Genomic DNA, 15,114 nt, shown 5'->3' on the forward strand with positions numbered 1-15,114 from the left:
GCGCCGACGCCCCGGCGGCACACCCCGACCGCCTCGCGCTCACACCCGGACGGCCTCCCCGGCCTCCCGTCCACCGGAGGAGCGCAGCCCGCTGCCGGCGCCGTCCTCGGCGCCGTCCTCGGTACCGTCCTCGGTGCGGTCGTCGAGGATCTCGCCGTCGGCCGACACCCGCAGCCCGGTCTCCGGGTCCCGGCCCCCGGGCAGGTCCAGGCGCTCGCTGCGGACCACCCGCTCGAAGGTCGAGGTGCCCCAGGCCAGGTCGTGGCCGACCGCCTGGGCCTCCACCTCCACGGAGGTGCCCGAGCGCCCGTCCTCGGTCTCCCACGGGACGACCTGAGGTCGGCCGACCACGACCACCCGCTCGCCGCGACGCAACGAGTGCGCGACGTTCGCGGCCAGACCTCGCCAGCAGGTGACCCGCCACCAGCTCGTCGGCCCGTCCACCCACTGGCCGGTGGCCCGGTCGTACCGGCGCCGCGTCGACCCGACCCGGAAGTTGGCCACCTCGATCCCGTTGTCGAGCCTGCGGTACTCCGGGTTCGCCCCGAGGTTGCCCACGATGACCACGGTGTTGTCCAGCACGTTGCGTCCTCCTCGCCCCCGCACCCTGCGGGTCCGGGACACAGGCTGCGCCGGCGCGCCGACGCCGCGTCGTCCGCTGCCCCCGGTTGTGGACGGACGGCGGTCCGGGGCGGGGTGTGCGGGACAGGTCCGGCGGTCAGTCGCCGCGACGCAGCGACCGGCGCACCGTCCGGTGGTCGCGCAGCACTGCAGCGACCGGCTCCAGCACCCGCTCACGTGCCACACCGACGACCGCCTCGCGCAGTCTCGCCTCGGCACGACGGCGACGACGACGCGCGCCCCGTCGTCCGAACCAGCCCCCGACGAGGGCGAGAAGGAGTCCAAGGGCAAGGCCTCCCAGAAGCAGCACGGTGGGCAGGGGAACCTCACCGACACGCACCATGGGCGGCTCGGGAAGCTGCAGGTACCCGACGACGGCAAGGGCGACCAGCCACAGTCCGCCGACCACGGCGGCGATCGCCAGCAGCAGCTGCACGGCACCGACCACCCGCCACCACAGCGGCCGGCGCCGGTCGAGCTCGACGCCGGTCACCGCCTGGTCGAGGGCGTCGGCCAGGTCCTCGCCGACGGGGACGGTCGCCTCCCGGACGGCGTCCGCCCACCGGGGCGGGAGCCCGTCGCCTGCGCGCTCGGCGACCCGCCGGGCAGCCAGCTCCACGTCCGCGCGCTGCGCGGGCGTCGGCTCCGGCAGGGAGGACGCGGTCAACCGGTGCAGGTCCTCCCCGGTCTGGCCGAGCCGGAGCCGGCGCAGCGGGTCCGGACGGAAGCTGCGGGCCCAGCGGGTGAACGGCCAGCCGACCGAGCCGTGGACGCCGCGACGGTAGTCGGCCTCCACGGCGTCCAGGACGGCCGGCACCCCGGCCGCGGCCGCCAGCGCCGTGACGAGCCCGTCACTGCCCTGGAGACGCTCGGGGTCCGGCTCCGTGGCGGCGACGCCGTCGGCGAGTGCGGCCGCCACCTGGTCGAGGTCTGCTGCCAGCCGGCGCACCGCGGCGTCGCGGGCCCGGACCGCCTCGACGACGAGGCGGCGCAGCTCAGGGACACCCTCACCGGTGAGTGCGGACGTCGCGACGACCCGGACGTCGGGAAGTCCGTCGGCGACCAGCAGCCGCTCCAGGTCGAGCCGGATCGTCTCCACCTCGTCCGGCGCCAGGCGGTCGATCTGGTTGAGGACGACGATCATGACGCCCTGGTGGCCGGTCAGCCGGCGCAGGTACCGCTGGTGGAGGACGTCGTCGGCGTACTTCTGCGGGTCGACGACCCAGACCAGGAGGTCGACGAGGCCGACGAGGCGGTCGACCTCGAGCCGGTGGTCCACCTGGGTGGAGTCGTGGTCGGGCAGGTCGAGCAGGACGAGCCCGTGCAGGTCGGACTGGTCCTCGGCGTCCAGCTCGCTCTCCCGGCTGGTGCGGTGCCGGCGGGGGACGTCGAGCCAGTCGAGGAGCTCGTCGGCGCCGTCACCCCACACGCAGGCGGCGGGACTGGCGGTAGTGGGGCGCCGAGCCCCGACGGCGGCGATGTCGAGACCGGCGAGCGCGTTGAACAGGCTGGACTTTCCACTGCCGGTGGCGCCGGCGAGCGCGACGACGGTCTCCTCGACCCCGAGCCGGATCCGCTGGTCGGCGCGGGCGAGCACCTCCTCCGCCCGGGCGACCGCCCGCGGGTCGAGGCGGTCGCCGCCGACGTCGACGGCGGTCCGGACGGCGTCCGCGCACCCGGCCAGGTCCACGACCCGACCCTTGTCCTGCCTCACGAGCGGGCCTCCTGGACGGCCTTGCCGTCGGCACGCAGCCGGTCGCCGGCCGCCGGGTCGACCCCAGCGGCGTCCAGGAGTCGCTCGAGGCGCGAGCGCTCGGCGTCGAGCAGCGCGTCGACCCGGGCCAACAGGTCGCGGCGGGCAGTCGCGGCCAGAGTGCGCACCGCCTGGTCGCCGAAGATCGCCTCGAGCAGGCGCTGGGCGAGTGCCGCGCTCCCGCCGGCGATGGCGACCTCGCCGCCGGTGAGGCCGCCGGTGCCGGCGAACACGACGAGCATGAGGACGACGGCGAGGGCGTTGACGCCGACCGAGAGCACCCGGGCCCGGGTGCGTCGCCCCTGTCCCTCGTGTCGGACCAGGTCGAGGACGAACCGCTGCCAGTCCCGGACGGCGCGCTCGATCCGCTCGTCGACGTCGGCGGGCACGCGGGTGATGTCGCGCTCGGTGGAGGCGGTCGCGAGCAGGGCGGTCCCGGCCGGGCGGGCCCGCCAGCGCAGGGCGGCGCGCTCGGCGGCCTCCTCGGCCTGGGCCCGCACGAGGGAGTGCACCCCGGACTGCAGGGCACGGCCGAGCGGTTCGGCGGGCGAGGGCCGGCCGCGGACGACGGCGACGACCCGGTCGCGGAAGCGGCCGACCGCCGACTCCAGTCCGCGGAAGAACTCCCCGGTGCCGACGAACTCCTGCCAGCGGGCGAGCACCTCCCCGCGCAGCAGGGTGCCGTCGGACAGCGCCCTCTCCAGCTCGCGGTCGGCCTCGGCGTACGCGCTGCGCAGGTCCTTGCGCAGCGCGGCGTCCTCGGTCGCCTGCCGGTCGGCGTCCTCCGCGAGGGCGGGCACCCGGGTCGCGAGCGAGTCCAGGGCTCCGCCGAGGGTCCGCCGGACGACGACCTGCCGGGACCGCGCGTCAGCGGCCAGTCCGGTGAGCCAGGTCCGAAGCGGAGCGATCACGGCGTCGGGGAGCAGGCCGCCGGTCGTCGTGGTCTCCGGCACGGTGAACACCGGCGCGGTGGCGAGCCCGCCGTCCCGGAGCATCTGCGCGAGGTCGGTGCGCACCTCGTTCATCGCCCCGGGCGGGACGCGGTTCAGGACGACGGCCACGCTGGTCCCGCGCTCGGCGGCGGTGCGCAGCAGGTCCCACGGGACGGCGTCGGCGTAGCGGGCAGCGGTGGTGACGAACAGCCACAGGTCGGCGGCGCCGAGCAGCTGAGCGGCGAGCTCCCGGTTCGTCTCGACGACGGAGTCGATGTCCGGGGCGTCGAGCAGGGCGAGGCCCGCCGGCAACGACTCGGAGGGGACGAGCCGCATGCCGGAGATCCGCGTCGTCCCGGAGCGGTCCGGCTCGGCCTCGTCGCCGGTGAGCCGGGCGAGGGAGGGCAGCACGCGGGAGGCCATGAACCAGCCGGCGTCGTCAGGGTGGTGGACGAGCACCGGGGAGCGGGTGGTCGGGCGCAGGACGCCGGACCGGCTGACCTCACGTCCCACGACGGAGTTGACCAGCGTCGACTTGCCGGCGCCGGTTGATCCGCCGACGACGGTCAGCAGCGGGGCCTCGATCTCCCGCAGCCGCGGGAGCAGGTAGTCCTCGAGCTGGTGGAGCATCCGGGCGCGGTCGGTGCGTGCCCGTGCGACGTCGGGCACCTCGAGGGGCAGGTCGAGGGCCTCCACGTCGTCGCGGAGGCGCTCGAGGGCGGCGAGCAGCACGTCCGGACCGCCCGCACCGTCACCGCCGCTCACGGCGCCCATCCTCTCCACCGGCACTGATCTTCACCAATCGGCGCGCCGGGGTCGGCGGTACCGTGAACCTGTACGCCCTCGTAGCTCAGCTGGACAGAGCAGCGGACTTCTAATCCGCCGGTCGGAGGTTCGAGTCCTCTCGGGGGCACCGCGCCGACCTGCAGCGCCCGGCGTCGGCCCGGCGACCGTCGTCCTGACCTCCGCGAGGGCGGCTGAGAGCTCCGAAGGCTTCGGTAGCGTGCTGGCTGCGGTGGCCGTGTGACCACCGCTCCGGTCGTGACCTGCTCGGTGAGCGAACGGCGGTGAGGCGTGGCGGTAGTCGTGGTGGTGACCGCGTACCTGATCGGTGCCGTCCCGTTCTCGAACCTGTTCGCTCGGGGTCTGCGCCACGTCGACCTCCGCACGGTAGGGACGGGCACGGTGTCGGGGACCGGGCTGTACCGGGTGGCCGGCTTCGGACCGTTGGCGGTAGCCGGCGGACTCGACGTCGCCAAGGGCGCTCTGGCCGCGGCGCTCGCGGACGGCCGTCCAGGGCTCGGTGCGCTGGCGGGGGGCGCCGCGGTGTGCGGGCACTGCTGGTCGGTCTTCCTGCGCGGGGCCGGCGGGCGGGGGATCTCGCCCGCGATGGGCGCCCTCGCGGTGCTGGCGTGGCCGGGGGCGGTGGTGCTGGCGGTCGGCTCGCCGCCGGCCGGCTGGCGCGCGAGACGGGTCTCGGTGCGTTCCTCGCGGATCTCGCGCTGGTACCGGTCCTGGCGCTGACCCATGGCCTGAACGGGGTGGCGGCGGGGGTGGCAGTGCTGGTGCCCATGCTCGCCAAGCGCCTCACCGGTAACGCGCCGCCCCCGGGGACGTCTCGTGGGCGGGTGCTGGTGAGCCGCCTCTTGTTCGACGCGGACGAGCACCCACCGAGAGCCAGCGGGTCACCGCCGGTGGTCCCCGGTGGGTCCGTGGCCACCACGGGCGGTGCGGACGCCGACCGCGACCCGGGCGGTGGCGGCCACGACGACGGTACCGGCACCGGCGAGCACCAACCGGGCTGACGCGACCGTGCCCACCCCGGCCACCTCGACGTCCGGGACGACGTCGGCGGCGGCGCCGGTGGCGAGAGCCGCCACCCCGAGGGAGAGGCGGATCGCGACGTGGAACACCGTGAAGGCGAGGACCCGGTCGTCGCCCTCCAAGGCCGACTGCAGGAAGCTGATGCCGCCCACCAGGCCGTAGGCGACACTGCCGCCGAGGACGAGGGCCGCCAGGTAGGCCAGCGGCAGACTCGGCAGGACGCTGATGGCGATGATGCTCAGTCCGGCGACGGCGATCCCGTCGCGCGCCCAGCGGAGCTGCGGTGAACCGCCTCGTGTCTGGACCACCAGCACGCCCAGGACGGCCCCCACGCCGAAAGCAGCAATGAGCAGGCCGAACGCCGCCTGGCTCGCTCCGAGCACGTCCTGCACCAGCACGATGCCCACCGAGAACAGGGCACCGAGGCCGAGGGACGCCCCGACGGCGGCGGGGAGCACGGCGGGCACGATGCCGATGTCCAGGGCGTCGCGCAGGCGCGTCCGGGGTTCCTCCTCGGCTGCGGGCCGTCTGTCCGGCAGATGCCTGATCTGGGACACGAGGAGGAAGGACACCAGGAACGTGGCGGCGTCGACCCAGAACACCAGCGAGTAGCTGTCTGCCAGCGGGACCGAGTCCCCGCCGAATGCGGTGACTGCGGAGAATGCGGCGGCACCCAGCGGGATCATGGCGTAGGAGGACCCCAGGATCAGCCCGTTGGCCGCAGGGAGGTGGTGTTCCTGCACGATGTAGGGCACGGACGCGTCGCGGGCCGGCAGGAACACCAGGCTGGCCACCTCGAGCGCGAACGCCAGGGCGTAGAGCCACCCCAGCGTGCCGACGAACGGGATGGCCGCCACCACGCCGGCGCGCAGCAGGTCCATGGCGAGCATCGTGCGACGGGCCGCCCAGCGCGAGCTGACCCTCGCTGCGATCGGACCGGCCACGATGCCGGGCAGTAGCCGTACGGCCAGGACGCCGGCGACGGCGGTCGTCGATCCGGTCAGGTCGAGTGCCAGCGCCATGAACGCCGTGGTCGCCATCCAGTCCCCGAGACCCGAGACGGCCTGGCCGGCCAACAGCCTCGTGTAGTCGTTACGCCCCAGCAGCGGCGACCCCGGCCCCGCTACAGCCTCAGCCACGTCGGGACCGGTGGTCGTGACGACCCGCAGACCGGTCGCTCACACCGGTGTCGCAGCCGCCGCGAGCGTCCAGCGCACAGCGGCGGAGATCGCGGTGCGGGCCTGAGGGTCGAAGGCGTGGCCCATCCGGTCGACGAGGACCAGCTGGCGGGGCTCACCAGCCGCCGCGTACAGCAGACGAGCGGCTCTCGGACGCATGACGTGGTCGAGCATGCCGTGCAGCACCGTGACCGGCATCGTGAGCCGCGACACCAGCACATGGGGCGGCTCCGGCGAGGCCCAGTGCGGGGAGACCCGCACTGAGGCGTGGCGGGCGAGGAACCAGCGCCCCACCCGGGTGCGGACCTGCAGGGCGCTGAGCGCCCCGATCACCGTGAACGGCAGCCGCCACTGGGCGGGGGCGCTCACCGCCACGACACCGCGGACGGCGTCGTCGGCCCCGTCCGAGGCGGCGTACCGGAGCGCCGCGACGGCACCCATCGACGCGCCGACCAGGACCACTTGGGGATGCTGCAACCGAGCCAGGGCGACGGCGGCGGCCACGTCGTGGCGCTCGTCGTCACCCATCGTGCACCAGCCCTCCGAGGCGCCGTGGCCCCGCCCGTCGTAGGTGACCACCGCGAATCCCTCGTCGGCCAGGACGTCAGCCTGGGCAAGGACCTCCGGATGCTGCCCGGTGGCGGTGAAGCCGTGCACGAGCACCACGGCGGCACGTGGTGCTCCGGCCGGCTGGCGCACGTACGCGGCAAGGCGAAGACGGTCGGCGGTGTGGAGAACCTCGCGGCGCCATCCCGGGCCGAGGTCAGGGACGGCGTCGAGCAGCGACGGAGTACGCGACGTCTCGCTCTGCGGTGTCATGGGTCTCCACGACGACGGAGGGGAACAGGCTCTGGACATGGTCGCGCAACGCCTCAACATCGTGCCGCTCGCCCAATGACCCGCGCAACACGGCGACGCTCTCGAGGAGGTCGCCGGTCCCCCCGTCGATGGACTCCACGAGCTCGTCGATCGCGAGGACAGCAGCGTCCAGCGGATCACGTGCGGCGAGGGCGAAGGGCGGGCGGTGACCTCGTGCCACCCAGTCGCCGGGTACCACGTCGTGGCCGTCGACCGACGATGACCGGATGACGGGCAGGACCTCCGCCCAGTAGACGCGGCCGATGACCTCGCTCATCCGCTCCGCCACCTCCGCGGCCCGGCGCCCGGCGTCGAACGAACGCATCGCTGCCAGGCCTTCCACCATCGAGGCGGCAGGGACCACCACGGCAGGGCGTCGGGCCTCGAGCACCGCTCGGCGCGCCACGCCGATCGTGGGACCGTCGTCGGGCAGGACGACGACCTCCTCGGCCCCGGTCCGGTCGACCGCGTCGATGATCTCCCCGCCCGAGGGTCGTGCGCCGCGCCCCCCGGCGACGACCGCGCTGGCACCCAGCATCTCGAAGAGGTGGGCGAGCTGATCGGTGGCTGCCACCGCAACCGCTGCCGTGGTCGCGGTCGCCGCGTGGCGGTGCGAGGAGCGTCGGGCCGCCACCTGCCCGTGCAGATCCGTGACCTCGACGTCGCGGATCGTGCCGAGGTCCTCGGCGAGAGCACGCGCCGCTTCGGGGTCGTCGGTGTGCAGGTGGGCACGCCACCGACCGGCGTCGCCGACCACGACCAGCGAGTCGCCCCGTCCCGCCCAGAGCCGGCGAAGCTCCTCCACGGCGGGGGTCTCGGCGTCCAGAACCACCACGAGCTCGTAGCGCGGCCCGGCCACGTCCTCATGACGCCGTGGGGGGCTCGCGGCCGCACCGGCCGGCGCCGACGACTTGGGAGGCGGCGGCGCACGGTGGGGCAGCTCTCCGCCGAGGGCGGCCACCAGCGCATCGAGCCACAGCGCGTAACCCGCCCCTCCAGCATCGACCACGCCGGCTTCGTCGAGGGCCGGCAGCAGGGTCGGCGTGCGAGCCAGCGACTGCCACGCCTCGTCGGCCGCTGCGCGGGCCACGTCCAGCTCGCTGCCGCCCGCCGCGGCGCGCTCGGTGGCGGCACGCGCCGCGTCATCGGCGACGGTGAGGATGGTGCCCTCGACCGGGTCGCTGACGGCCTCCCGTGCCATGCGGGCCGCCTCACGCAGCGCGGCCGCGACGCCGTCGCCGTGCCGCTGGGGGGAGAGCGCACCGGTGAACCCACGCAGGGCCTCGGCCAGGACAATGCCGGAGTTCCCCCGAGCGCCACGGACCGCCGCCGCGCCGAGCCGGGATGCCAGCGCGTCGAGGTCGCCGTCACTGGAGGAGACGTCGATCGCGGCGAGATCAGCCACCGTGCTCAGCAGGTTCGAGCCGGTGTCCCCGTCAGGCACCGGGAAGACGTTCAGCTCGTCGAGACGCCCGCGGTACGTGGCGAGCAGCGTGCGGTACGTCGAGAGTGCGGCTGCGACGACCGCGCCGGAGATCGCGGTCATCGCGCCACGGGCGGGAGAGGTGCCTGGGCGGGGAACGCGCCGTAGGCGAGCCCCACGGCACCAGGACCGGTGTGCGCGCCCATCACCGGAGTGAACGGCACCACGTCGACCGGCCGGCGCAGCCCCACCCCGTCGAAGCGGGCCGCCAGGGTGGCCGCATCCTCCGGGGCGTTGGCGTGGGTGACGACGACCTCGAGGCCTGCGGCTCCCTGGCCGGCGCGTCGTACCAGCTCGACCATCCGGTCGAACCCGGCGTCCATCCGCCGTACGACGCCGCTCCCGCCGACCTCTCCTCCGCGCAGACAGACCAACGGCCTGATGCCCAGCCGGTCCCCGGCGAAGCCTCGCAACCGTCCCACCCGGCCGCCCCGGCGCAGGTAGGTCAACGTAGGGATCACCGCGTACAGCACCACACGGTCTCTGATCTGCTCCACCGCGGCGACTGCCTCGGCCGCCGGTGCCCCGGAGGCGACGAGCTCCGCGCAGTAGCGCACCAGGATGCCCTCCGCCGCCGCCGCGGTGCCGGTGTCGATGACGTGCACCGGCACCTCGAGGTCGGCGGTACCTGCCACGGCCGCCTCGTGCGCCGCTGACAGACTGGCCGCGAGCGTGAGCACGATGAGCTCGTCGGCCCCAGCGGCGAGGGCACGACGGCACGCCTGCTCGTAGGCATCGGGCGACGGCGCCGACGTGGTCGGCACCACCTCGTCAGCGACCATGCGGCGGTAGAAGTCCTCGGCGGACAGGTCGGCTCCGTCGAGGAACTCCTCGGTACCGAACCGGACCGGCAAGGGCACCACCTCGATGCCGAGGCGCTGCACGTCGGCCGCTGGGACCGTCGCGACACTCTCCGTCACGATCCCCACCCGCGAGGTACCCATGGCGGGTACCGTAGCCGCCCCGCACCACGCAACGGCCGCAGCGTGGGCCGGGTCAACTGCTCGGCAGGCTCACGCCACCAACGGGCCTGGGCAGACCCCAGTCTGTCAGCGGGTGACCCGCTGCGGCAGGAACCGGGTCCGGGTGTGCCAGAGGGTGTGCAGGATCCGCCGCTCGGTCTCGGCGGCGTCCGCGGGGGCGGTGCCGTGCGCGACCCGCTCGCGCAGGAAGGCCAGCTCGGTGGCCAGCTCCTGGAAGTCCCGCATGGCGACCCGCGCGTCCTCCCCCAGGGTGCGGTGCGCCCAGGACCGCGCCGCCGCCCGTTCCGGGAGCGAGGCCAGCATCCGCACCTCTCCCGGGGTCAGCCAGCCGGTCGCCGCGTAGACGCCGAGGTGCCGGGCGACGAGCCGACCCTCGCGGCGGCGGGCCAGCACGGCCAGGAGAATCGCGGCCCCGAACAGCGGCACCTGGACGAGGACGTAGCCGACGACGAACCCGGACAGCGAGCTGATCGCGGCGAGGTTCCACAGGCCGTGCAGCACGACGGCGACGACCCAGCCGAGTGGGACGGTGAGCCACCAGGCACCCCCCCGCCGGGTGGCGAGCCCGACTCCCACGCCGATCGCCATCGTGAACAGCGGGTGCGCGAACGGGGAGAACACTGCCCGGACGACGAAGACGGTGGCGGCCCCGCTGGCGCCGCCCTCGACGAACGCCGTCCCCAGGTACAGGACGTTCTCGATGAAGGCGAAGCCGATGCCGACCAGGCCGGCGTAGACGATGCCGTCGACGACGCCGTCGAACTCTCGCCGGCGCAGCAGCCACACCGCGAGCACCCCGAGGCCCTTGGCGCCCTCCTCGACGAACGGAGCGACGAGCACCGCCGCCCACGTGGGGTCTCCGCCGGCGGCGGCGATCACCTCCATGGAGGCGGTGTTGAGCACGAGGGCGACGAGCGTGGCGACAGCCGCTCCCCAGCCGAACGCGACCACCAGCAGCTCGGGCGGCTCGGCCTCGTAGCGGTCCAGCCAGAGGAACACCGCGACGACCGGGACGACGGGCAGGACGGCGAGCACGAGACCGACGACGAGCCCCTGAGGGCCGGTCGCGGTGCTGACCGCCAGGACGGTGAGCAGGCCGGCGAGTCCGAGCAGGACGACGACGGCGACGACGGCCGCCCAGCGCGCCAACCGGACCCGCCACGGCACGACCGGGTGCTGCGGCACCGGCGGGCGGTACGGCTGGGTGGCGCCGGGCGGCGTCGACGACATGGCCGGGAGGGTAGCGACGTCCCACCCCTGGAGGGGACCGGCTTCTACGCTGCCAGGCGTGGGGCGGCACGCGGCACCGGCGGAGGACCCCCCGGGGACGCCGGCGGGGAACGATCTCGCCGCCTGGGGGGCGTTCGTCGTCCCGCTGACCGTGATCACGTTGCTGCTCGTGGGGGTGGGCTGGTCGACGGCACTGGCCGTCGGCGCGTTGACCGCACTCGCGTTCGCTCTCGTGTGGGGTTTGTCCCGGCTGCGTAGAGTGAGCGCCCGTGCCCGCCGCCAACGCTGACCGCATCGTCTGGATCGACTGCGAGATGACGGGGCTCGACCTGCTGGCCGACGCCCTGGTCGAGGTCGCCGTCCTCATCACCGACTCCGAGCTCACCGTCCTCGACGAGGGCATGGACCTCGTCATCCGCCCACCGGACGCCGCGGTCGAGCAGATGAACGACGTCGTGCGCCAGATGCACACCACCTCAGGCCTGCTCGACGAGCTCGCCGCCGGCGTCACGCTCGAGGAGGCGCAGACCCGGGTGCTGGACTACGTCCGCACCTGGTGCCCCGAGCCTGGGAGGGCGCCACTGGCCGGCAACTCGATCGCCACCGACCGAGCGTTCATCGCCCGCGACCTGCCCGATCTGGACGCCCACCTGCACTACCGGATGATCGACGTGTCGTCGGTCAAGGAGCTGGCCCGCCGCTGGTACCCCAGGGCCTACTTCGCCGCCCCGGTCAAGGCGGGCGGCCACCGGGCGCTCGCGGACATCCGGGAGAGCATCACCGAGCTGCGGTACTACCGGGAGACGGTGTTCGTCCCCCCGCCCGGCCCGGACAGCGACACCGCGCGCGCCGTCGCCCAGCGTCTGGCTGCCGCGGGGCAGTGACCAGCCGCCGGACCGGTATGCTGACGGGGCGCCGCCGACGCCGGGCCAGGTCCAGGACGTCGGCCGTGGTGGGTGTAGCTCAGCTGGTAGAGCACCTGGTTGTGGTCCAGGATGTCGCGGGTTCAAGTCCCGTCACTCACCCCACGTAAGCCGTAGACCCGGCCTCGATCCGGGGGCCATGGCACGTCGCCGCCTGCTCGACCCGGTTGTCGGTGGTCGAACGTATGTTCCTCTCATGGTGACGGCGCGGACTCCGGGTGGCGGGGTGCACGAGGTGGAGCGCGGGCTCGCGCTCATCGCCGAAGGGGTCGCGGCCGTGCTGTCGACCCGCCCGTGGTCGCTGTCCCAGGTCGAGGTCCGGGACGCCCTGGGCGCGGCCGAGGAGCTGGCCCGCGCCCTGGACGCCGTCCGCCTGCACCTGGTGCGCGCCTGCGTCGCCCGGGACGACGGCAGCGTGCCCGAGCGGGAGACCCGCCAGTGGCTGCAGTCCCAGCTGCGGATGACCGCGGGGCAGGCCCGCTCCCTCGTCGAGGGGGCGCGGCTGGCCGACCCGGACGACGGGATGCTGCGCGGGCTCGGCCGCGCCCTGGCGGCCGGGCAGACGACGCTGGGCCACCTGGACCAGGCGCGTCGGGCGGTGGACAAGATCCCGGCCCGTGCCCTCGCCCAGCACCGCCAGGCCATCGACGAGACACTCACCAACGCGGCGACGTCCCTGAACGACCACCAGATGGGCACCGTGTGCCAGCACCTCGTCGGCGCACTGGCACCCGCCAGCGAGGACCACCTGGACCCGCACCTGCGCGAGCGCCGGTTCTGCGACTACACGCTGAGCCGGGCCGGGGTCCTGCGCGGCAGCTTCCTGCTCGAGGGGCTGGACGCCGCTACCGCCAAGGCCGTCCTGGACCACTTCGCCGCACCCGGCCACCACGTCAACGGCACCGAACCGCTCCCAGGCATCACCGACGACCGGACACCGGCGCAACGGCGGGCCGACGCGCTCGCCAGCGTCTTCCGCATCGCCCAGGCAGCCGACACCGCCGGCACCCGGGGCGGGGAACCCGCCCACCTGCTCATCGTGACCACGGTGGACCAGCTCGCCGCCGCGCACGCCGGCAACCCCGGCCTGGCGAGCTGCCAGCAGACCGGCGCCGTCTCCCCGGGCCTGCTGCAGCGCGCCGCCTGCGACGCGGTGCTCCACACCGTCGTCCTGGATCGTCACGGCGCCGTCGTCGAGCTGCACTCCCCCCAACGACTCGCCACCCGAGCCCAACGCCGGGCCCTGACCGCCCGCGACCGCGGCTGCGCCTGGCCCGGCTGTGACGTCCCTGCAGCCGGCTGCGATGCCCACCACATCGTGTGGTGGTCACGCGGCGGGACCACCGAGCTCGGCAACCTCGTCCTGCTCTGCCCCCGCCACCACACCGAGATCCACTGCGAGACCTGGCGGGTCGAGATGCGCGAAGGTGTCCCATGGTTCATCCCGCCCCCGTGGATCGACCCCGACGGCACCCCACTGCGTAACAACGTCCACGACCACATCGACCAGGCTCACCGGCTCGCCCGCCAGCTCGCCATCGACGACCCACCACCTGGACCGAACCACGACACCGGGCCGGACCCACCCCGGTGACCCCGACCACACCGACGTCCGAGACGAGACGTGAAAGAGAGAGGCGCGCTGTGCGTCGCTTCTTGCACGCGCGGTGCAGCGCTGTCGGCTGGGGACGGCGCGTGGCCGTCGGTGGGGTGCGGCGCGCGGCCGTCAGATCCAAGGACCCGGCGGCGTCCCATTCAGGGGGGGAGGGGACGCCGCCGGCTCCGAGCACTACATCGCGGCCGCGTGGGCAGGTGTTACACCGGCTCAACCGGAGGCGCCGGCCACGAGCTGGTTGCGGCCGGCCAGCGCCTCCACGGTCACCGGGTCCGAGCGCACAGCCGCCTCGCCCACGATCGGCAACCACGGTCCACCTGCTACCGAGTACTCCCCCACGTAGTACGTCACCAACGTCACCGGGTACGCGCCGGCCGCCGCGTACTCGTGGGTGATGGACAGCTCCGGGTACGGGCTGCCCGGGTCGGACGTCGGCCCGTGACCGCTGCCGTCGCCGAACTCCCACTCGTAGCGCGACGGCGTCGCCCGCACCTGCACCGGAAACCCCAGCAGCGACGTACCGAGCGTGACCGGCTCCGCGTCGGCGTACACGTTCGTCGGGACGCCGACCAAGGTGTAGCCGTTGCCCGGCTCGATGACCGGACGACCAGCGGGTAGCGGGAGCCGCTGGAAATCTGCCTGCGTGAAGCCAGGGAACTCGCGCCCGGTCTCGGCGGCTTCGGCGGGCCCCAGGCATCGACTGCCCACAAAACCCCACTCCGAATCGGCTGCGCCAAGCTCTTGACGGAACAGCCAATAACGGACTTCAAGGTCTGGGCACGCCAAGTCGGCTTCGACGCACCCAGCGTCAGCGTTCTCCAAGGACGGCGTGTTCCCGGCACAAGCAGGGACGTGCGTGTAAGAGTACTGTGGAACAGACACCCGGGCTGCTTTGTCAGCGTCGGTAGATGCCGAGAAGCTTCGCTGACGCCAGGCTTCAAGCAGAAGAGTCGAGTTCTCTGCTTCTGCAAAAAATCGCGGGTCGCCATACGATCCGACCGATGGCTCAGCGCTTGCTGACGGCGAGACGATTCCGAACGCTAGGATCAGCGCCAGTACCCGCAACGCTTGGTTGCTTCTCACGGCTCAACACCCACGCCGAACACCTTCCACGAATCTTGCTCGAAGACAAGAAAAAGGTCTATGGGCTTCTCAGCAGCCATATCACTGCTATTGACAAGGGCACCATCCGCGGACAGGACTTGCGACGCAGATTCGGTTACGGACATGGAGACAACAGAACCAGCAGTCTCCGGCTCCGTCGCCACCGCAGTATGAACCGTAAACCGCACGCCTGAGAATCGCTGATCTAGATCGTAGGCCCGCCGAATCTCGTCCCTCGCTGCTGAGCAAGCACCACATTCGGAGGTCGCGACTTCTTCGAGGCGTTGAACGTCACCAGTCTCATAGGCGTGTTCCAGCACCTCGAAGAAGTAGCGTGCGAAAGCCTCCGCCCCGGCGGCGGTGAGCTCACGAGCCTCAGGCGGCATCTCCGGCGGAGCAGGCGTGCTGGTCGCCGCCGCAGTCTCCGATGCAGACGTCGTAGATGTCCCACTCGACGACGGCGCAGCCGTGCCAGTACTTCCAGTACTCGGACTACTCGGCGTACTCGGAGCCGCCTCCGGCTCCTCCCCCGAGCACCCCGTGAGCAGCAGGCCCAGCGCGAGCGCCAGCGTGGTTCCCCGTCGACCCATGGCGGCAGACAGTAGTTTCC

14 protein-coding genes and 2 tRNA genes are annotated in these 15,114 nt (G+C 73.4%); 6 read left to right on the forward strand and 10 right to left on the reverse strand.

The window, feature by feature from the left end; all coding sequences use genetic code 11:
- Positions 1 to 39: 39 nt before the first annotated feature.
- The 3 genes from ssb to HJG43_09850 all read right to left on the reverse strand — a co-directional run bounded on the left by ssb (position 40) and on the right by HJG43_09850 (position 4,080).
- A complete protein-coding gene (ssb, locus tag HJG43_09840; GenBank protein ID UER54790.1) occupies positions 40 to 582 on the reverse strand; it encodes a single-stranded DNA-binding protein in 543 nt (180 codons plus the stop codon).
- Between the two features lie 136 nt (positions 583 to 718).
- Positions 719 to 2,335 carry a hypothetical protein gene (locus tag HJG43_09845; GenBank protein ID UER54791.1) on the reverse strand — a complete coding sequence of 539 codons (1,617 nt, stop codon included), beginning with the start codon at positions 2,333 to 2,335 and terminating at the stop codon, positions 719 to 721.
- Positions 2,332 to 4,080, reverse strand: a complete 1,749-nt coding sequence (locus HJG43_09850) for an ABC transporter (GenBank protein UER54792.1) — start codon at positions 4,078 to 4,080, stop codon at positions 2,332 to 2,334. Before HJG43_09850 ends, HJG43_09845 begins: the two co-directional genes overlap by 4 nt.
- Before the next feature lie 65 nt (positions 4,081 to 4,145).
- On the opposite strand from HJG43_09850, the gene HJG43_09855 reads away from it, so the two are divergent.
- Positions 4,146 to 4,219, forward strand: a tRNA-Arg gene (locus tag HJG43_09855).
- Positions 4,220 to 4,380: 161 nt separating this feature from the next.
- Complete coding sequence (locus tag HJG43_09860) at positions 4,381 to 4,830, forward strand: glycerol-3-phosphate acyltransferase (GenBank protein ID UER54793.1); 450 nt, start codon at positions 4,381 to 4,383, stop codon at positions 4,828 to 4,830.
- A gap of 161 nt (positions 4,831 to 4,991) precedes the next feature.
- Here the strand turns inward: HJG43_09860 and HJG43_09865 are convergent, their stop codons facing one another.
- The 5 genes from HJG43_09865 to HJG43_09885 form a co-directional block, all read right to left on the reverse strand.
- Positions 4,992 to 6,269 (reverse strand): MFS transporter, encoded by a 1,278-nt coding sequence (locus tag HJG43_09865; GenBank protein UER54794.1) that lies wholly within the window; start codon positions 6,267 to 6,269, stop codon positions 4,992 to 4,994.
- A gap of 39 nt (positions 6,270 to 6,308) precedes the next feature.
- A complete protein-coding gene (locus HJG43_09870; protein UER54795.1) occupies positions 6,309 to 7,127 on the reverse strand; it encodes an alpha/beta fold hydrolase in 819 nt (272 codons plus the stop codon).
- A complete protein-coding gene (locus tag HJG43_09875; protein ID UER54796.1) occupies positions 7,072 to 8,712 on the reverse strand; it encodes a DAK2 domain-containing protein in 1,641 nt (546 codons plus the stop codon). Before HJG43_09875 ends, HJG43_09870 begins: the two co-directional genes overlap by 56 nt.
- On the reverse strand, positions 8,709 to 9,593 hold the full coding sequence (locus HJG43_09880) for a DegV family protein (protein ID UER54797.1): 885 nt from the start codon (positions 9,591 to 9,593) through the stop codon (positions 8,709 to 8,711). The genes HJG43_09875 and HJG43_09880 overlap by 4 nt, the downstream gene beginning before the upstream one ends.
- Before the next feature lie 105 nt (positions 9,594 to 9,698).
- A complete protein-coding gene (locus HJG43_09885; GenBank protein ID UER54798.1) occupies positions 9,699 to 10,862 on the reverse strand; it encodes a PrsW family intramembrane metalloprotease in 1,164 nt (387 codons plus the stop codon).
- Positions 10,863 to 10,920: 58 nt separating this feature from the next.
- Between HJG43_09885 and HJG43_09890 the strand changes: the two genes are divergently transcribed.
- From HJG43_09890 to HJG43_09905, 4 genes are all read left to right on the forward strand, one after another.
- Positions 10,921 to 11,151 carry a hypothetical protein gene (locus HJG43_09890; protein UER54799.1) on the forward strand — a complete coding sequence of 77 codons (231 nt, stop codon included), beginning with the start codon at positions 10,921 to 10,923 and terminating at the stop codon, positions 11,149 to 11,151.
- A 4-nt stretch (positions 11,152 to 11,155) separates the two neighbouring features.
- Complete coding sequence (gene orn / locus HJG43_09895) at positions 11,156 to 11,746, forward strand: oligoribonuclease (GenBank protein ID UER55875.1); 591 nt, start codon at positions 11,156 to 11,158, stop codon at positions 11,744 to 11,746.
- A gap of 68 nt (positions 11,747 to 11,814) precedes the next feature.
- Positions 11,815 to 11,890, forward strand: a tRNA-His gene (locus HJG43_09900).
- Between the two features lie 91 nt (positions 11,891 to 11,981).
- Positions 11,982 to 13,379 (forward strand): DUF222 domain-containing protein, encoded by a 1,398-nt coding sequence (locus HJG43_09905; protein ID UER54800.1) that lies wholly within the window; start codon positions 11,982 to 11,984, stop codon positions 13,377 to 13,379.
- A gap of 231 nt (positions 13,380 to 13,610) precedes the next feature.
- Here the strand turns inward: HJG43_09905 and HJG43_09910 are convergent, their stop codons facing one another.
- Both HJG43_09910 and HJG43_09915 read right to left on the reverse strand, forming a co-directional pair.
- Positions 13,611 to 14,108, reverse strand: a complete 498-nt coding sequence (locus HJG43_09910) for a PKD domain-containing protein (protein ID UER54801.1) — start codon at positions 14,106 to 14,108, stop codon at positions 13,611 to 13,613.
- Positions 14,109 to 14,479: 371 nt separating this feature from the next.
- A complete protein-coding gene (locus HJG43_09915) occupies positions 14,480 to 14,668 on the reverse strand; it encodes a hypothetical protein (protein ID UER54802.1) in 189 nt (62 codons plus the stop codon).
- Positions 14,669 to 15,114 lie beyond the last annotated feature (446 nt).

This window comes from Kineosporiaceae bacterium SCSIO 59966, assembly GCA_020881835.1.
Classification (GTDB): domain Bacteria; phylum Actinomycetota; class Actinomycetes; order Actinomycetales; family SCSIO-59966; genus SCSIO-59966.